The 18721-nt window shown below is 63.7% G+C and carries 16 protein-coding genes; 2 read left to right on the plus strand and 14 right to left on the minus strand.

Translation table 11 applies throughout. The features are described 5' to 3' along the window. Positions 1-3 precede the first annotated feature (3 nt). Positions 4-1422: a TRAM domain-containing protein gene (locus HBJ55_RS14705; RefSeq protein ID WP_167116380.1), complete on the minus strand. Its 1419-nt coding sequence runs from the start codon at positions 1420-1422 to the stop codon at positions 4-6. A gap of 1 nt (position 1423) precedes the next feature. Continuing rightward, the gene (cysM, locus tag HBJ55_RS14710) at positions 1424-2320 is read right to left on the minus strand and encodes a cysteine synthase CysM (protein ID WP_167116383.1); all 897 of its coding nucleotides are present in this window, start codon (positions 2318-2320) and stop codon (positions 1424-1426) included. 135 nt (positions 2321-2455) lie between these two features. Between cysM and HBJ55_RS14715 the strand changes: the two genes are divergently transcribed. Beyond that, entirely contained in the window at positions 2456-5164 is a 2709-nt protein-coding gene (locus HBJ55_RS14715) for an ATP-binding protein (protein WP_240936135.1), read from the plus strand. On the opposite strand, the gene acpS is transcribed toward HBJ55_RS14715, so the two are convergent. The 11 genes from acpS to rpoE all read right to left on the minus strand — a co-directional run bounded on the left by acpS (position 5098) and on the right by rpoE (position 15511). Further along, the gene (gene acpS / locus HBJ55_RS14720) at positions 5098-5481 is read right to left on the minus strand and encodes a holo-ACP synthase (protein WP_167116389.1); all 384 of its coding nucleotides are present in this window, start codon (positions 5479-5481) and stop codon (positions 5098-5100) included. The genes HBJ55_RS14715 and acpS overlap by 67 nt on opposite strands. Further along, positions 5478-6269: a pyridoxine 5'-phosphate synthase gene (pdxJ, locus tag HBJ55_RS14725; RefSeq protein WP_167116392.1), complete on the minus strand. Its 792-nt coding sequence runs from the start codon at positions 6267-6269 to the stop codon at positions 5478-5480. The genes acpS and pdxJ overlap by 4 nt, the downstream gene beginning before the upstream one ends. 36 nt (positions 6270-6305) lie before the next feature. Beyond that, positions 6306-7007 carry a DNA repair protein RecO gene (recO, locus tag HBJ55_RS14730; protein WP_167116395.1) on the minus strand — a complete coding sequence of 234 codons (702 nt, stop codon included), beginning with the start codon at positions 7005-7007 and terminating at the stop codon, positions 6306-6308. Between the two features lie 21 nt (positions 7008-7028). Continuing rightward, complete coding sequence (gene era, locus HBJ55_RS14735) at positions 7029-7928, minus strand: GTPase Era (RefSeq protein WP_167116398.1); 900 nt, start codon at positions 7926-7928, stop codon at positions 7029-7031. Beyond that, on the minus strand, positions 7925-8617 hold the full coding sequence (gene rnc / locus HBJ55_RS14740; RefSeq protein ID WP_167116401.1) for a ribonuclease III: 693 nt from the start codon (positions 8615-8617) through the stop codon (positions 7925-7927). The genes era and rnc overlap by 4 nt, the downstream gene beginning before the upstream one ends. Before the next feature lie 24 nt (positions 8618-8641). After that, entirely contained in the window at positions 8642-9445 is an 804-nt protein-coding gene (gene lepB / locus HBJ55_RS14745) for a signal peptidase I (RefSeq protein ID WP_167116403.1), read from the minus strand. Between the two features lie 13 nt (positions 9446-9458). Further along, entirely contained in the window at positions 9459-11276 is a 1818-nt protein-coding gene (gene lepA, locus HBJ55_RS14750) for a translation elongation factor 4 (RefSeq protein ID WP_167116406.1), read from the minus strand. Positions 11277-11473: 197 nt separating this feature from the next. Continuing rightward, on the minus strand, positions 11474-12886 hold the full coding sequence (locus HBJ55_RS14755; RefSeq protein ID WP_167116408.1) for a DegQ family serine endoprotease: 1413 nt from the start codon (positions 12884-12886) through the stop codon (positions 11474-11476). 141 nt (positions 12887-13027) lie between these two features. After that, on the minus strand, positions 13028-14017 hold the full coding sequence (locus HBJ55_RS14760; RefSeq protein WP_167116411.1) for a MucB/RseB C-terminal domain-containing protein: 990 nt from the start codon (positions 14015-14017) through the stop codon (positions 13028-13030). Continuing rightward, positions 14017-14724 (minus strand): sigma-E factor negative regulatory protein, encoded by a 708-nt coding sequence (locus HBJ55_RS14765; protein ID WP_167116413.1) that lies wholly within the window; start codon positions 14722-14724, stop codon positions 14017-14019. The genes HBJ55_RS14760 and HBJ55_RS14765 overlap by 1 nt, the downstream gene beginning before the upstream one ends. Positions 14725-14905: 181 nt before the next feature. Next, positions 14906-15511, minus strand: a complete 606-nt coding sequence (rpoE, locus tag HBJ55_RS14770; RefSeq protein ID WP_167116416.1) for an RNA polymerase sigma factor RpoE — start codon at positions 15509-15511, stop codon at positions 14906-14908. Positions 15512-15808: 297 nt separating this feature from the next. Between rpoE and HBJ55_RS14775 the strand changes: the two genes are divergently transcribed. Then, the gene (locus HBJ55_RS14775; RefSeq protein WP_167116419.1) at positions 15809-16885 is read left to right on the plus strand and encodes a 3-deoxy-7-phosphoheptulonate synthase; all 1077 of its coding nucleotides are present in this window, start codon (positions 15809-15811) and stop codon (positions 16883-16885) included. A gap of 123 nt (positions 16886-17008) precedes the next feature. Here HBJ55_RS14775 and dinG read toward each other — a convergent pair. Beyond that, positions 17009-18721, minus strand: a 1713-nt coding sequence (dinG, locus tag HBJ55_RS14780; RefSeq protein WP_167116422.1) for an ATP-dependent DNA helicase DinG, incomplete at its 5' end; no start/stop codon positions are given.

The following is an 18721-nucleotide window of genomic DNA, read 5'->3' on the forward strand; positions in this document are numbered from 1 at the left end:
TCTCTAGGCTCCTTGCGATGACGGCTGCGTTGCACCGTGCTCGAGCAGCAACAGGGACTCCAGGTGCGAGGTGTGCACGAACATGTCGGCCACCGCCACCCGAGTGATGCGGTAACCGCCATGCACGAGTCGTGCCGCATCGCGCGCCAGCGTGGCAGGGTCACAGGCAATGTAGACCAGCCGCGGCACGGGGCGTTCGATCAGCGCACGACACACCGCATCGGCACCGTCACGGGGCGGGTCCAGTACCACCGCTTCGGGTGAAAGGCGAGCCAGGAGTTCCGCCACGGCCGCTTGATCGTTGAGGTCGAGCTGAAGGGCCTCGATGTCGAATTCATTGCTGCTCGCATTGCGCCGCAACCGGGTCACCATGGCGGGGTTGCCTTCCGCCGCCGTGACCTTGGCTCCATCGGCCGCCAGCGGCAGGCCGAAGTTGCCGATGCCGGCGAACAGGTCCAGCACGCAGTGACCGGCAATCGGCGCTAGCCATTGCCGCACCGTGGCCACCAGCTCACGATTGACCTCCTCGTTGACCTGCACGAAATCGCCGGGAGCAAAGTCGAGGTGCAACTCTTGCTTGCCCCCCGGCAGCCGATAACCAAGCGTCGGTGCCTCGCCCAGCCACTCGAGGGCCGGCTCCTCGCGTCCCAGCAGCTGCGCCACGGCCACGCCATGGCTCTCGCCGAATGCGCGCCAGCGCTGCAGGTCGGCGCGATTGGCGCGCAGCTGACGAACCACCAACACGCGAGTGGAATCGGTGGCGATCAGCTCCAGATGCCCCACCAGGCGCGGTGCCTCGAGCTCGGCCAGCAATTCCCGCAGCGGTCCGATCAGCGCCGAGAGCTTGGCTAGCAGCACCTCGCACCCTTGGATATCGACCAGGCGGCTGGCGTGGCGCGCACGGAAGCCAAGATGCACGCCACCCTCGGCATCCACCTTGACCCCCAGCCGGGCGCGGCGCCGGTAACCGAGCGGATCCCCGACCAGCAGCCTGGGGGGCTCGGCGAGCTTGATGCCCTCCCGCGCCAGCAAGTCGGCAAGTACCGCGCGCTTGTGCTCGCGCTGGGCCTCGACGGCGAGGTGCTGCAGGTCGCAGCCGCCACACTGGCCATAATGAGCGCAGGGCGGCTCGACCCGCTCCGCCGATGGCTCGAGCAGTTCGCGGACATGCGCCTCGTCGTAACGCTTGCGCGTGCGATGGACGGCCGCCTCGACGCGCTCGCCCGGCAGCGCCCCTTCGACGAACAGGGTCTTGCCGCTGGCGGCACGCGCCACGCCACGCCCATCGTGGGCCAGCCGCTCGATGAGCGTAGCCGTATCCGCGGGCGGTGTCGCTGCAGGAGGGGCTTCCCCCGAACGCCGCTGCAGTCCCGAGACGCCGGAGCGCTGGCGCGCCGGACGTCGCTTGCCAAGCATTGCCACCTCAGGCCTCCGGGGCGAACAGCCCGGTCGAGAGATAGCGATCGCCGCGGTCGCAGACGATGAAGACGATCACTGCGTTCTCGACCTGCTCGGCGATGCGCAGCGCACCGGCCAGGGCGCCCCCGGACGAGACCCCGGCGAGAATGCCCTCCTCACGTGCCAGGCGACGCATGTGCTCCTCGGCTTCGTACTGGCCGATGTCGAGCACCTGGTCGACGCGTGTGGCATCGAAAATGCTCGGCAGGTACTCCTTCGGCCAGCGCCGAATACCAGCAATGCTGGCACCGTCTTCCGGTTGCAGGCCGACGATCTGGATCTGGGGATTGCGCTCCTTGAGGTAGCGCGACACCCCCATGATCGTTCCTGTGGTTCCCATGGAACTGACGAAGTGCGTGATCGTGCCCCCGGTCTGCTCCCACAGCTCGGGGCCGGTGCCACGATAGTGCGCCAACGGATTGTCGGGATTGGCGAATTGATTGAGCGGCTTGCCCTCGCCGCGCGCGATCATTGCCTCGGCCAGGTCGCGTGCCTCTTCCATGCCGCCCTCCTTGCTGACCGTGATCAACTTGGCACCATAGGCCGCCATGGCCTGCTTGCGCTCGCTGGAGGCGCTCTCGGGCATGGTCAGGATTAGGCGGTAACCCTTGATCGTCGCGGCCATGGCCAGCGCGATCCCGGTGTTGCCCGACGTCGCTTCGATCAGGGTGTCGCCGGGCACAATGTCGCCCCTGGCCTCGGCCTGCTCGAGCATCGAAAGCGCGGGCCGATCCTTTACCGACCCGGCAGGATTGTTGCCTTCCAGCTTGGCCAGCAGGGTGTTGTTGCGACCCGCCGCAATGCGCTTCAGTCGAATCAATGGCGTATGGCCGACGACATCCTCGATGGTGGGAAACTGCATGTAAGCGTCCTTAGGGTAAGGTCTTTTCGGTAGTATATCCGTGCCGTCATCCACTGGACAGGCATGCCCCAACAATGTGGCATACTGGAAGAGAAAGGCCGTGACCAAGGAATACCGATGTCGCTCGGAAATCGCATGACACTGTGGATACTGTGTCTCCCCCTATCGGTGCTGCTGCTCGTGGCGGTTTTCGTGCTGCACCTGGACACCGAATGGCGCAAGTCGGCCCTGCTTGACCGCGTCGTCACCGCTGCCGAACAGCAAGCACCGGAAATGGCCCAGGCCGTCATCGAGGCCGAGCAGTCACGGCTGGACAGCATGGCCAGACGCCTGCTCGACATCGATGAGGCGCGTGGCGTGGGGATCTATTCCGACAGCGGCATGATCCAGCTGGAACTGGGCCGTAACCGCGCCCAGGTCGCGACGTCGCCACCGCTCGAGCAGCATCTCGATACCAGCAGCGACCTTTGGCGTCTGATGGTGCCGCTCACCCCCACCGAGCTGGAAGGCAGCGTGACCAGCCGTGCCTGGCTGGAGCTCGATATCGACAGCCGTCCACTCACCCTCGATTACTATCGGCGCCTTGCCACTACGGGCCTTGGCCTGCTGATTCTCGGCCTGCTGCTGTTCGTGATCGCCTCGGCCCTCGGTCGTCGCGTGGACACCAGCCTGGACGATGCCGCCGAGGCACTACGGCGGCTGCGTAGCGGCGATTTCGAGGCACGCCTGCCCGAGGCGGGCGCCCCCGAGCTGCGGCGCCTGGCCCGGCATGTGAATGCGCTGGGTGACGAACTCAAGCAGTCTCACGAGAACATGCAGCGCCAGATCGAGCAGACCACCACCGATCTGGAAGAGTCGATGGAAACCATCGAGATCAAGAACATCGAGCTCGACCTGGCCCACCGCAGGGCACTGGAGGCCAACCGGATCAAGTCCGAGTTCCTGGCCAGCATGAGCCATGAAATTCGCACTCCGCTCAATGGCATCGTCGGCTTCTGCCGCCTGCTGGGGCGTTCACGCCTCGAGCCCCGCCAGCGCGAGTGGCTCGATCAGGTGCAGATCGCCTGTGACAACCTGCTGGCACTGGTCAACGACGTACTCGATTTTTCGCGCATGGAGGCGGGCCGCCTCGAGCTGGATCGTGCCGAGCTGGACATGGTTTCGCTGGTCGACGAGGCGTTGGGCCAACAGGCACCGCTGGCTCACCAGAAGGGGCTGCATCTGCTGGGCCTGGTCTACGACGACGTGCCTTCATTGCTGCGTGGCGATCCGCTGCGGATTCGCCAGGTATTGACCAACCTGATCCACAACGCGCTCAAATTCACCGAGCAGGGCGAAGTCATCGTCCGCGTGATGCTCGAGGAGCAGAACTCTCAGGGGCGCGCGTTGCTGCGCGTCAGCATCAGCGATACCGGGATCGGTCTCACGCCGCAGGAGCAGCACAGCCTGTTCCAGGCCTTTCGCCAGGCCGCAGCCAGTCACTCTCGCCATTACGGCGGTTCCGGACTGGGCCTTGCCATCAGCCGGCAACTGGTCGAGCAGATGGGTGGGCAAATCACGGTGGAGAGCGAACCGTCACGGGGCTCGACCTTCTCCTTCACCCTGCCGCTGGACGTGATCGACAAGGGTGAGATCGCTCATGCAGCCATTTTCGAAAATGAACGGGTCGCCCTCTACGAGCCGCATGACCCGACACGCCATGCACTCAACCACTCGCTGACGCTCTGGGGAGGCCAGGTGGAGGAGCTCCGCCAACCGGACCTGCTCCCTCCCTATCCGTCGCTGCTGGTTGCCGCCCTGCCCGCCGACCCGAACGAAGCCCTGCTGGAGGAGTGGCGATCAAGACTTCAGGCAAGCCCCTGCCCCGTGCTGCTACTGGTCAATGCGGCACCGCTGGAAATGCCGGACCTGCACCTGCCCAACGGCTGCGAGATCCTGTCCAAGCCGGTATCGCGCCAGGCACTGGCGGATGCCCTGCGTCGCTGTAGAGCTGCACAACCCAGCCATGAGGTCGTGGAAGAACGCCGGGCTCGCGTGCTGATCGTCGATGACAACGCCATCAATCGCCGGCTGCTGCGGGAGCTGTTGCAACGACCCGGTCTTGAGTTGATCGAAGCCGGCAGTGGCGAAGAGGCTCTGGCGCTAGCCGAAGGAAGCCCGTTCCAACTGGTGCTGATGGACATTCGCATGCCGGGGATGGACGGCATCGAGACGACTCAGGCTCTACGCCGCCTGGGAGGGCAGTGGTCGAGCTGCCCGGTTATTGCGGTGACAGCGCATGCCCACGATAGTGAGCGCGAGCGGTTACAGGCTTCAGGCATGCAGGAAATACTGGTCAAGCCGGTGGATTCCAACCGCCTGGAGGCTGTCCTGCATCGTCACCTTGGCCCGGTGGCGTCCCCTCCCGCAGCGGCCTTGCCCGCGCCTCGTGATACCGCCGTTGCAAGCGACCTGGCGGTGGTCGACATGGAACTGGGCACCCGCCTGGCAAACGGCAATGAAAGTTTGGCCCGCGAACTGCTGGACGAACTCGTCGCTTCCCTGCCGAAAACCGTGAATGAACTGCAGGCTGCCCATGCCACCGGCGACCCGGAGACGCTACTGGATGTCGTGCACGCGCTCAATGGAGCCTGCCGTTACTGCGGTGCACCCGCACTTGCCTTGGTAGCGGAAACCTTGGAGACCCGACTGCGCTCGCGCGGGATGACGGACGTCGATACGCTGATCGAAGACCTTCTTCAAGCCATTCAACGGCTACGCGAATGGCACGGCGGGCATCAGGACAAGCCTTCCAGCACCACCATCGCCAGCGCCAGCTCGGCCTCGTCGCTCAAGGACAGGTGAATGGACCTGACGCCTGCCGCGGTAGCCAGTTCGTGCGCCCGGCCTGCAAGCATCAAGGACGGACGGCCCAGGGCATCGTTGACCACCTGAATCTCGGCCCAGCGCATGCCATGGCGCAACCCGGTACCCAGCGCCTTGACGAAAGCTTCCTTGGCGGCAAAACGCTTGGCGAGGAAGGTAGCCTTGTTGCCGCGCAGCGCCCAGTGCTCGCGCTCGAGCTCACCGAGCACACGCGCCGGGAAGCGCTCACCATGGCGTGCCATGGCGGCCTCGAAGCGTGCCACCCGGGCGATGTCGGTGCCGACGCCGATGATCATTCGTGCTCGTGATGATGATCGTGGTCATGCTCTTCCAGCGAGGCGATGAAACCTGCCTCCTGGCCGGCAATCATAAGCCGCTTCATCTCGGCCACGGCCTCCTTGAGCCCGACGAATAGCGCTCGCGCCATGATGGCATGGCCGATGTTGAGCTCATGCAGACCCGGGATCGCCGCGATCGCTTCGACGTTGTGGTAATGCAGGCCATGCCCGGCATTGACCGTGAGCCCCAGCTCCAGTGCCATCTCCGTTGCCGCCGTCAGCCGCGCATGTTCCTCCCGGGCCGCCTGGCCGGTGCACTCGGCATAGGCCCCGGTATGCAACTCGATCACTGGCGCCCCGGCGCGCTTGGCCGCCTCGATCTGCTTCGGATCCGGATCGATGAACAGCGACACCTCGCAGCCCACCGCCGCCAGGCGACGACAGGCAGCCGCAATGGCATCGAAACCGCCGACCACGTCCAGGCCGCCTTCGGTGGTCAGCTCCTCGCGCTTCTCCGGCACCAGGCACACATGCGCCGGACGGATCTCCTCGGCCAAGGCCAGCATCTCCTCGGTGACCGCCATCTCCAGGTTCATGCGCGTGTTGAGCACTTCGGCGAGAATTCGCACGTCGCGCTCCTGAATGTGACGGCGGTCCTCGCGCAGGTGCACGGTGATGCCATCAGCGCCGGCTTCCTCGGCCAACAGCGCCGCCTGGACCGGGTCTGGGTAGCGGGTGCCACGTGCCTGGCGCAACGTGGCAATGTGGTCGATGTTGACACCAAGCAGAATGCGCGGGGGGTACATGAGGGACTCCAGCTGCAGGTCGGGGGAATGTCGCGATCAGTTTGAGGGGGAACGGCGTCGCTCGGCAAGCTGGCGCATCAGTTCGCGTGAACGCAGCGGGCGGGCGCCGAGCAAGGGGGCAAGCGCCGCCCGTGCAATCGCCTTGGCCGGACCGGCCAGACCGGGGGTCGCCCAATCGCCGCCGGCCAACAGGCGCAAGGTACGCCCGTCGAGGCCGTGCTCACCGGGCACGAAGGCACGCGAGGCCGTATCGAAGCGATAGCGACATACGGGATCGAGCTCCCCACCCTCCGGTGTGGTATAGCGCGGTGCGGCATCCAGCGTATCGAGCAGGGCGAACTCCAGGCGCCGTAGCGCCACGGCACGGCCATCGGGACGCGGCAGCGCCTCGATCAGCGCCGTGTAATAGGCAAACACTTCCGCCGTTGGCAGTTCCACCGGCAGCGTTCGCGTCAGCAATTCGTTGGCATAGAGCCCGCACAACAGCCCCTCGCCCGCCAGCAGAGCCGCCGAGCCGCGGCTCTCCATCAAGCGCAACCGCTTGAGCTCACCGTCCCCCACCCAGGTCACGTGCAACGGGGCGAAGGGTTGTAGCCGCCCACGCGAGCGCGACCCGGGGCGCTGTACCCCCTGGGCCACCGCCCGCACGCGGCCATGCTCGAGGGTCAGCAGCTCGACCAGTGCACTGGTCTCACGGTAGGGGCGCTTGTGGAGAAGAAAGGCCGGTTGCGGCTGCATGGTCGGGAGCGTCAGGTGAGGTCAGTCGAGATCATAGCCAAGGCTCTTGAGCGCCCTCTCGTCGTCCGACCAGCCGCGTTTCACCTTGACCCACAGGTTGAGCATTACCTTGGCATCCAGGGCACGCTCCATGTCGAGCCGCGCCTCGCGGCCGATGTTCTTGATCCGCTCGCCCTTGTCGCCAATGAGGATTTTCTTCTGCCCGTCACGTTCCACCAGGATCAAGGCACTGATATGCACCACCCTGCCTTCGTCGCGGAACTCCTCGATCTCCACCGTTACCTGGTAAGGCAGCTCATCGCCGAGCTGACGCATGATCTTCTCGCGTACCAGCTCAGCGGCAAGGAAGCGCTGGCTGCGATCGGTGATCTGGTCATCGGGGAAATGGTGAATTCCTTCGGGCAGGTGCTTGGCCACCTCCGCCTCCAGCTCTGGCACATTGGTGCCGTGCTTGGCGGAAATAGGGATGATGGCGGCGAAGTCGCGCCGCGCTCCGACCTCGGCAAGCCATGGCAACAGCGTGCTCTTGTCCTCGAGCCGGTCGACCTTGTTCACGGCCAGGATGATGGGCGCCTCGACGTGCTCGAGCCGAGTCAGCACCACTTGGTCCTCTTCGGTCCAGCGCGTGCGGTCGATGATGAAGACCACGCAGTCCACGTCACGCAGGGCTTGGGTAGCGGCCTGATTCATGAAGCGATTGATCGCCTTGTTGCGATCGCGGCCTAGAATGTGGATGCCTGGCGTGTCGACGTAGATGAACTGCGCCTCGCCTTCGGTCTTGATACCCATGACCTGATGCCGGGTGGTCTGGGGCCGGCGTGAGGTAATCGAGACCTTCTGCCCGAGAATACGGTTCATCAGGGTCGACTTGCCGACGTTGGGGCGGCCGACGATGGCTACGAAGCCACAGGTCTCGCTCATGATTTCTGCCCTTTACGATTCTCGAGCTGGAGCAGCGCAAGCTCGGCGGCTTGCTGCTCGGCGTGGCGACGACTGGACCCGGTGCCCAGAGTATGCGATTCCAGCAGCTCGATGTGACACTCCACGGTAAAAGTCTGGTCGTGGGCCTCGCCCTCCACCGAGACTACCTCATAGCGCGGCAGCGGCGACTGGCGCGACTGCAGGAACTCCTGCAGTCGCGTCTTGGGATCCTTCTGCGTGTCCTGCAGGTCGATCGCCTCCAGGCGCTCGGCGTACCAGGCCAGCACGCGGGTCCGGGCCACATCCATGCCGGCATCGAGATAGATCGCCCCGAGCACGGCCTCGACCGCATCTGCCAGGATCGAATCGCGCCGGTGCCCACCGCTCTTCATCTCGCCGGAACCCAGGCGCAAACACTCGCCGAAGGACATCTCACGCGCCAGCTCGGCCAATGTTTGCCCACGCACCAGGCGCGCGCGCAGACGCGAAAGCTGCCCTTCACGAGCCTGCGGGAAACGCTCGTACAGGGCTTCGGCAATGACGAAATTGACGATGGAGTCACCGAGGAACTCCAGCCGTTCATTGTTCTGGCCCCCGAAGCTGCGGTGGGTCATGGCCAGTTCCAGCAGCGAATCGTCGCGGAAGCTGTGGCCGATGCGGCGGCTGAAGGCACTAAGGGATTTGCTCACGAAATTCCTGTTATTTCTGGTCCATCAATGGATGCGGCGAACCTGAGTGAAGCTGGGGAGGCCGCCATTCCAGTGCATCCACACGGCGAACGCCTTGCCGACGACGTTCTCTTCGGGCACGAAGCCCCAGTAGCGGCTGTCGTTGGAGTGGTCGCGGTTGTCACCCATGGTGAAATAGTGCCCGTCGGGCACGACGATCTCACGCACCCGGGGGCCCGGGTCACGTGGGTTATTGTAGATATGATGACTCATCTCGCCCAGTTGCTCTTCGAGCAGCCACTCGCCTGGCGCGGTGGCAGGCGCCTCGTCCAGCAGTTGCTTGGGCACGAGTTCGCCGTTGATGTAGAGCTGCTTGTCCTCGTAGCGCACGGTGTCTCCCGGCAGCCCCACCACCCGCTTGATGAAGTTCACCGAGGGTTCGCTGGGAAAACGGAACACCATGACGTCGCCACGCTCGGGCTCGCCGAACTCGACGATGCGGGTATGCGTCACCGGCAGGCGCAAGCCATAGGCGTACTTGTTGACCAGGATGAAGTCGCCGATTTCCAGGGTCGGGCGCATGGAACCGGAAGGTATCTGGAACGGCTCCACCAGAAAGCTGCGTAGCAGCAACACCACCAGCAGCACAGGGAAGAAGGAGCGCGCATAGTCTACCGGCCAAGGCTCCTTCATCGCCCGTTCGCGGGCGGTCTCGTCGAGCCCTTCCGTGGTACCCGCCTCCACGGCGGCCAGTTTCCGACGGCGAACGGAACGCCACCAGACGATATCGAGCAGCCAGATCAGCCCAGTGATGGCGACGGCCACCACCAACAGAAGAGAAAAATCCATAATATCGCCGGTCCTAGTCGTTCACCTTGAGCACGGCCAGGAAGGCGTCTTGGGGAATCTCCACCCGACCGACCTGCTTCATGCGTTTCTTGCCCGCCTTCTGTTTCTCGAGCAATTTCTTCTTGCGCGTCACGTCGCCACCATAGCACTTCGCAGTGACGTTCTTGCGCAGCGCCTTGACGGTTGAGCGCGCCATCACCTGGCCACCGATGGCGGCCTGAATCGCCACGTCGAACATCTGACGCGGTATCAGTTCCTTCATCTTCTCGACCAGCAACCGACCACGGCCATGAGCATGATCCCGATGGATGATCACCGCCAAGGCATCGACGCGGTCACCGTTGATCAACACGTCCAGACGCACCAGCTTGGCCGCCTCGAAACGCTCGAAGTTGTAATCCAGCGAGGCATAGCCCTTGGAGATGGATTTGAGGCGATCGAAGAAATCCATCACCACCTCGGACATGGGCAGCTCGTAGGTGAGCTGGATCTGGCTACCGAGGAATTGCATGTCGAGCTGGTTGCCGCGACGATTCTCGCATTCCATGATGACGTTGCCGACGAACTCCTGCGGCACCAGGATGCTGGCGCGCACGATCGGCTCGCGCATCTCCTCCACGTCGGCCATATCGGGCAGCTTGGAAGGGTTGGAGACGTAGCGGATGTCGCCGTTCTTCATCGCCAGCTCGTAGACCACGGTAGGTGCCGTGGTGAGCAGATCCAGATTGTACTCGCGCTCGAGACGCTCCTGGATGATCTCCATGTGCAGCGTGCCGAGGAAGCCGACGCGGAAGCCGAAGCCCAGGGCATCGGAATTCTCGGGTTCGTATTCCAGCGAGGCGTCGTTGAGCGCCAACTTCTCGAGCGCGTCGCGGAAGTCCTCGTAGTCGTCGGCGCTGACCGGGAACATGCCGGCATAGACCTGCGGCTTGACCTTCTGGAAGCCAGGCAGGCGCGGCACGTCCGGCGTCTTGGCGTGGGTGATGGTATCCCCCACCGGCGCACCCTGAATATCCTTGATGCCGGCCACCACGAAGCCCACCTCACCGGCACGCAGAATGTTGGTCTCCTTGCGCAGCGGCGTGAAGATACCCACCTCGTTGGCCTGCCAATCACGGCCGGTGGACTTGATGCGGATCTTCTCGCCCTTCTTCAGGGTGCCATCGAAGAGTCTTACCAGTGATACCACGCCAAGATAATTATCGAACCAGGAGTCGATGATCAGCGCCTGCAGCGGTGCTTCAGGATCGCCCTTGGGCGAGGGAATGTCCCGCACCAGGCGCTCGAGCAGCGCATCGATACCCAGGCCGCTCTTGGCCGAAACCTGGCAGGCATCGGTGGCGTCCAGCCCGATGATCTCTTCGATCTCGTGAGCGACCTTGTCGGGATCGGCCTGAGGCAGGTCCATCTTGTTCAGCACCGGCAACACCTCGAGCCCCTGCTCGATGGCTGTGTAGCAGTTGGCTACCGATTGGGCCTCGACGCCCTGAGCGGCATCTACGACCAGCAAGGCACCTTCGCAGGCGTAGAGCGAGCGCGATACCTCGTAGGAGAAGTCGACGTGCCCCGGCGTGTCGATGAAGTTGAGCTGGTAGGTATTGCCGTCCTGAGCCAGGTAGTCAAGAGTGACCGACTGCGCCTTGATGGTGATGCCGCGCTCGCGCTCGAGGTCCATCGAATCGAGGACCTGCTCCTTCAACTCACGCTCGGTAAGCCCACCGCAGCTCTGGATCAAGCGGTCCGCCAAGGTCGACTTGCCGTGGTCGATGTGGGCAATTATCGAGAAATTCCGAATGTGCTTCAGTTTTTCATTGCTTGCTTCGTTGCTCATCTAGCCCAATCCGATGTTCGACACGAGCGCGGCAGCGGCGGAGTCATCGGCGCCCGCTAACGTCATGAGAATTCAATGGCCGGTATTGTACCGGCATGACCATGGGTTGGACAGCACAGCCTCACGAGGCCGACAAAACGCGGACACCTCCCGCCATGAGCAGGAGGTGTCCAGTCATTCCCCAGAGTCAGCTCGAATCAGCCGAGGCGCAGCGCCACGAACAGGGAGCGACCCTCGCGGTAAAGGCGCACGGGGACGGCGCGATCGGTAGGCAGTGAGTTGATCAGCTCGCGCAGTTGCTCGGCACCCTCCACGGCATGATGATCGAGGCTGACGATCACATCGCCCGGCAGGATGCCAGCCTCGGCGGCCGCCCCGCCGGGGGCAATGTCACGCACCAGCACGCCACTGTCGATACCGAGCCGTTGACGCTCGGCCTCATCGAGCTCGGCCACGGCGATCCCCAGGCGTGCCTGGGCGTCCGACTCACTGGAGCGCGCCTGGACCGGTGCCTCGCTGTCGGGCCAGTCGCCGATGGTCACGGTGATGTCCTGGCGGTCGCCATCGCGCATGATGGTCAGCTCGGCATCGTCTCCGGGATTCACCCGGCCAATGAGTCGCGGCAGGTTGCGCGAACGCTCCACCTCCTCGCCATCGACCTCCAGCACGATGTCACCCGCCTGCAGGCCTGCCTGAGCCGCTGGGCCCTCCGGGTCGAGATCGGCGATAAGGGCACCGCTGGGATTATCCATGCCGAACGACTCGGCCAGATCGCGTGACACCGGCTGGATCATCACGCCGAGCCAGCCACGACGCACACGGCCGTCGTCGCGGAGCTGGCTGGCGACATCCATGGCCACGTTGATGGGAATCGCGAACGAGACCCCCATGAAACCACCACTACGGGTGAATATCTGGGCATTGATGCCGACCACCTCACCGTCGAGGTTGAACAACGGCCCCCCCGAGTTGCCAGGGTTGATCGCCACGTCGGTTTGAATGAAGGGCACGTAGGCATCGCGCGGCAGCGTGCGGTTAATGGCACTGATGATACCGGCGGTCACCGAGTGATCGAAGCCAAAGGGGGAGCCGATGGCGGCCACCCATTCGCCCACGCGAAGCTGATCGGAATCGCCCATGTTCAGCGTCGGCAGGTCAGTGGCCTCCACTTTGAGCAGCGCGACGTCGGTCTGGGTGTCCGCTCCAATCAGTTCGGCCTCCAGTTCACGGCGATCGTTGAGACGCACGAGGATCTCGTCGGCGCCCTCCACCACATGGGCATTGGTCAGGATGTAGCCGTCTTCGCTGATGACGAAACCGGACCCCAGCGACTGCCGTTCCCCGCCTCGCCCAGGGCCGCCCGGAGGCGCCGGAAAGCGGTCGCCGAAGAAGTGCCGGAAGATATCGGGAATCTCCTGCCCACCGAAACCCTCGAAAGCCTGCGAGCGATCCGATACGACCCGAGTAGTGGAAATATTGACCACCCCCGGGGCGGCCTGCTCGACCAGCTCAGTGAAATCCGGCAGGTCACGGGCGAAGGCAGACTGCCATGACAACAGCACGGCCAACAGCAGCGCCCAAAGAGAAAACTGTCGCGTCAAAGGCATCATAAGAGCTCCTGCATCAGCTTTTACTTCGTCTCAAGCGGTAACTTCTCAAGCGGTACCCGGTACCTAGGGAACCGCGCAGCATTTTTTCAAGATGACTCGTTCATTCAAAGAGGTCAGGACGCATTACGCCTGACCGTGCGTTTATTCCGGCGTCTCGCGCCAGACCAGGTTCTCCGCCACCTGCACGAGTACCCGCGGGGGCAACTCACCCATGACGATGACCTGAAGGGGACGCTCTCCTGCCACCACGTGGCGAACCACGGCGAGCGAGATACCCAGGCGATGCAATCCGGGAATCAGGCGCTCACGCCCCTCCTCGATCGGCTCGACGAACAGGCTGAGCGTCGAGAGGCCATCGCTGTAAATGCGATGCCCCAGCGCTCTATCCTGCCGCTCTGCATCGCTGTCGATCGGCTGATCGACGAAGCCTTCGGGCAGCCAGGCCGGAAACCATGACTGCCGTGGCGGTTCCCGGTAGGCATCCAGCACTACGTACCCCTCATGCAGCTGAGGCGGCTGAAGCTCGGTGAGCTGGAAAGTCTCCACGACGCGCCCGCGGTCATCGATCAGTTCGCGCTTCAGTGGCAGAGACGTCTGGGCATCGAGCCACAGGCGCTGACCGAAGCGCATTCCGTCGAGCGGTTCGATATCGAGTCGCACCGCGCTGCGATTGGCAATACGCTCGTCGCTGCCCATGGAGAGCCGGTAATACTGGTCGATGTGACGCGCGATACCCACCGGAGAAGCCGGCGCGCCTTCATCGGCACTGGACCAACTCATGCGGCCGATGCGACCGTGGCGCTCGAAGAAGACCGGAGGCCCATCGAGAAAGCGCGCCACTTCGCGCTCGATTCCATCCTGAATATCGCGCGAGAGCGCCAGCGTACGCACGCCATCGATACCAATACGAACCGCCCGCGCCTGGAACACGAGGCAATGACTGGCCCACAGGCTGCGCTCGAACCATTCCAACGGCGATTCGGGCTGCTCCCAATCCGTCAATTGGCGACAGTCGAATCGCTCGGTATCGACTTGCCCTGCCGTGGATTCGGCTACGGCAGGCGACAAATGGGCCAAGAGCGCAGCGCTGCTGAGTAGGGCCAGGCGCTTTGCAATACGCCTGTCCGCCATCAGCGCTGCCCCAATGACTCGTTACCGGAACCGCGCAGCAAAGGCATCCACACATCGCCGCTGCGATAGGCCGTGCCTTCGGCATGACGATCGAGATAGGACTGAAGCAGGCGCGCCTGCTCCTGATCGGAGCGCTGTGACTGGCGGGGGTTGGGGGTCATGAACAAGGGGGAATCGAAGCTGGCCCCTACCGGCATCACGCCGGACTGACCGTTCGAGCTCGCCGGAGAGAATAGCGGCATCCCGACGGGCATCGCCTGGCTGCCACTTCCCGCCTGCGCCGCAAGACCCGGCTGCGGCTGAGCGGAGGAGGAACGCGACTCACCATCAGCCAGTTGAGCCCCTCCACTCGTATTGGCGAAGTCGCTGCCCTGATAGAACTGCACCCCGCTGATCACCATCAGGGTGACGGCGGCGGCAATGCCAGCGCTGCGGGCAAAGGGGTAGGAGCGGCGCGGTGCGATACGCGACTCCTCCATGATCGGCGCCGGCTCGGCTTCCAACCTGGCCATGACCCCGGCCGAAATATCCGTACTGACATCGATGTCATGATCCCGCCGCAGCAGACTGCGCATCAAGTGATAGCGCCGCCACGCCTCCGCTGCATCCGGCTCGCCCTCGAGCGACTTCATCACCCGGCGCAGCTCGAGATCATCACCTTCGCTGTCCATCAGGGCAGAAAGCGATTCCCGTGCATTCTGACTCATTTCCTAACACCCCCACATCGGCAAGGCGCCCTGCCTCGCTGTCAATGATTCCCGGCATTCCCGACCGCACCCAACCGGAATGCCGACAGCCCATGTTTATCACTGTCATACAGCAGTCAATGCATCAGACGTCATCGACGCGAGACAGTTCAGCGTCGAAGCAAAAACATTGTCGAAAGCTTCATTCCGTTAACGACTCCCGTGTCCGTACCGTTGTCACCAGCGGCTGAATGTGCTGGTCCACCGCTTCCCGTGCACGGAAAATTCGCGAACGCACCGTTCCCACCGGGCACTGCATGATATTGGCTATATCCTCATAGGAGAGCCCATCGAGTTCGCGCAAGGTGATTGCCGTACGCAGGTCGTCGGGAAGGTTTTCGATCGCCTCGAACACGGCGGCCTCGAGCTGATCCCGAGCCAACGACGATTCGGGTGTCTCGATATCGGCCAGACGTCCACTATGATCGAGGATCTCGGCGTCGGCGATGTCGAGATCGCTGCCGGGAGGCCGCCGCCCTCTCGACACCAGATGGTTCTTCGCCGTATTGATGGCGATGCGGTACATCCAGGTATAGAAGGCGCTCTCGGCGCGAAACTTGCCCAGTGCCCGATAGGCCTTGATGAAGGCTTCCTGGGCCACGTCCTGCACTTCGGCATGATCCTGAATATAGCGTCCAATCAGCCCGATGATCTTGTGCTGGTATTTCTTGACCAGCAGATCGAAGGCTCGTGTATCGCCCTTCTGTGCACGCTCCACGAGCTGTTGATCGGTTTCCCGGTTACCCATTCATGCTCTCCCCGGCAGGGAGAATCCCTGAAGCGGGATAAGCAATGAATGCGTCGTTAGGTAGTCTGCATGCATGGTATCAACCTGGAGCCCGTTGGCCGCTGAAAGTCCCTGGACGTCATCGTCCGTTCCGACAAGTGTTCCTGTTTCTTGGCCGCGCATCAAGCCGGCCGCCATGCCGCCGCGCTGTGACAATCCTATGGCTACGGGGTTCCGTTGCGATTGCTGATTTCTGCCTCGGCGGGTGTATAGTAGTTCATCCTCTCGCCATCAACGCATCACGACACAGGTAGCAACATGTCAGATCAGCAGGTCAGCAACCTCAACGTCTTGTCTCAAGACGTACTGATCACCCCCGAAGCCCTCAAGAACGAGATCCCCCTCAGCGAAATCGCAGAGAGAACGGTGATCGAGGGACGCCAGACCATTCAGAACATACTCGACGGCACCGACCCGCGGCTGCTGGTGGTGATCGGCCCCTGCTCGATCCACGACGTCGATGCTGCCCTGGACTATGCACGCCGGCTGCGCGACCTGGCCGACAAAGTACAGGACACTCTCTATATCGTGATGCGCGTCTACTTCGAGAAACCGCGCACCACGGTAGGCTGGAAGGGCCTGATCAACGACCCGCACCTCAACGGCTCGTTCGAAATCGAGGAAGGCCTGCACATCGCACGCAAGCTGCTGGTGGATCTATCCGAACTCGGCCTGCCGCTGGCCACCGAGGCGCTGGACCCGATCTCGCCCCAGTATCTCCAGGACTGCATCAGTTGGTCGGCGATCGGCGCACGCACCACCGAATCCCAGACCCACCGCGAGATGTCATCCGGCCTCTCGAGCCCCGTCGGCTTCAAGAACGGCACCGACGGTAGCCTCGACGTAGCGATCAACGCCCTGCAGTCGGTATCGCATCCGCACAATTTTCTCGGTATCAACCAGAGCGGCCAGGTGGCGATCATCCGCACCCGCGGCAACGCCTACGCCCACGTGGTATTGCGCGGAGGCAACGGTAAGCCCAATTACGACAGCGTCAGCGTGGCCCTGGCCGAGCAGGAATTGAAGAAGGCCAGCATCAAGGCCAACATCATGATCGACTGCTCCCATGCCAACTCCAACAAGGATCCGGCGCTGCAGCCGTTGGTGCTGGATAATGTCACCAACCAGATCCTCGAAGGCAACCGCTCTATCATGGGACTGATGGTCGAGTCCAATCTCGGCTGGGGCAGTCAGAAGATTCTCGACGACCATAGCCAGATGCAGTACGGCGTCTCGGTCACCGATGCCTGTATCGACTGGCCCACCACCGAGGAGACGATGACACGAATGGCGCAGAAGCTGCGTCCGGTGCTGGCCGAGCGACGCCAGGACTGACATCGGTCGCACTCGTGAAAAGGCCCGCCTCGCTGAACTGACCCCCTACGGTTGGATCAGTGTCCAACTTTCGGGGGTCAGTTCATCGCTGCGGGCCTTTTTTGCCGAGCGCTTCGTTACCCCTCAGGCACCGTCGATCTCGCGACGAAACGGGGGCAAGGCATCGAGCAGGGCCTGGCCGTAGCGGCGGGTGAGCACGCGACGGTCGAGCAGCGTGATGCGCCCTTGGTCGGACTCCTTGCGAATCAGCCGACCGCAGGCCTGAACCAGCTTGATCGAGGCGTCGGGCACGCTGATGCGCATGAAGGGATTGCCACCCCGGCTCTCGATCCACTCGGCCAGCGTCGCGCCGACGGGATCGTCGGGCACGGCGAACGGCAACCGGGTAATGACCACGTGGGTCAGGTAGTCGCCGGGCAGATCGATGCCCTCGGCAAAGCTTGCCAGGCCGAAGATTACGCTGCCCTCCCCGGCATCCACCCGCGCCCGGTGGCGCTCGATCAGCTCGCGCTTGGGCAGCCGGTCCTGTGCCAGCACCCGATCGCGCCACTTCCCAGGAAGCGCCTTCTCCACGGCTCGCAGCTGCGCCCGCGACGAGAACAGCATCAGCACCGCCTCCTTCTCGCCGAGCCCGGCGACGAAGTCGACGATGGCGCGCTCATGCCCATCGCGGTCGCCCGGATCGACGGCCTGGCGCGGCACGCTGAGTACCGCTCGGGAATAGTCGAAGGGGCTCGGCAGGCGCTGATAGCGGTAGCGGTTGGCCAGGCCGGCGCGCTCTTGCAGGCGTTCGAAGCGACCCAGCGCCGTGAGAGTGGCCGAGGTCACTACGGCCCCGAAACAGCTGCCCCATAATGTTCTGGCCAGGGTCGGCGCAGCCGACACGGGACTCGCCGAGAAGGTCAGTTCGGGATCGGCACCGAAGCGCTCCAGCGTCAGCCAGCGCGCCCTTGGTGGCTCGCCATCGATATCCGTTTCGGCGTAGGCCTCCCACAAGCCGTGGGCTTCCAGCGCCCGACCATGCAGCAGCGCCAGCAACGGCAGCCAGGCCTCGGCCTGTTCACGCGGAAGCCCGGTGTGCTTGTCGGGGTCGAGACTCTCACGCAGGATATCGCTCATGGTTTCGAGCGCGCGCGAAAGCTCGGCGAACCCCACCAGAAGGTTGCCGGCGTGCTCGCGCAGGGCATCGGGAGTCCGGCCCATCTCGAAGCGATACTGGTGGCCCTCTTCGCCCTCCTCCAGCCCATGCTGGCGCCCGGCCAACTGATGGCCCAGCGAGAAGGCCTCCCCCAGGCGCGGCTCGAGTGCCGCAATGGTCTCCGGCAGGCCGGCCAATAGCCGCGCCAGCGTCGGCTGTACCGCCAAGGCCTGGTTGAGTTCGGTCAGCGATTTCTTCAGGTTGCCCAGCCAGCGCAAAGCACCATTGATGCCCACGCGATGGGCGAAGTGGTTCAGCGCCTTGTCCGGTAGATGGTGACCTTCGTCGAAAACGTAGATGCAATCTCCGGGAGGCGGCAGCACTACGCCACCGCCCAGGGAGAGATCCGCCAGCACCAGGTCGTGGTTGGCGACGATGATGTCGGCACTCTCCAGGTCACGACGGGCACGGAAGAACGCACAGGCGGCGAAGTGGCCGCAGCGGCGGTTGGTGCACTGGCGATGATCGATGGTCAGGCGCCGCCAGTCGCTATCATCGATCGAATCGGGCCAGCTCTCGCGGTCGCCCTCCCAGCGACCGCTGCCGTAAGCGTCGGCCATCTCCTGCACCAGGGCCTGGAAGTGGTCGCCGCCACCCTGCGCCAGGCTCTGCTCGAATAGCGACAGGGTAGGGTTACC

This window comes from Billgrantia bachuensis (assembly GCF_011742165.1).
Lineage (GTDB): Bacteria > Pseudomonadota > Gammaproteobacteria > Pseudomonadales > Halomonadaceae > Halomonas > Halomonas bachuensis.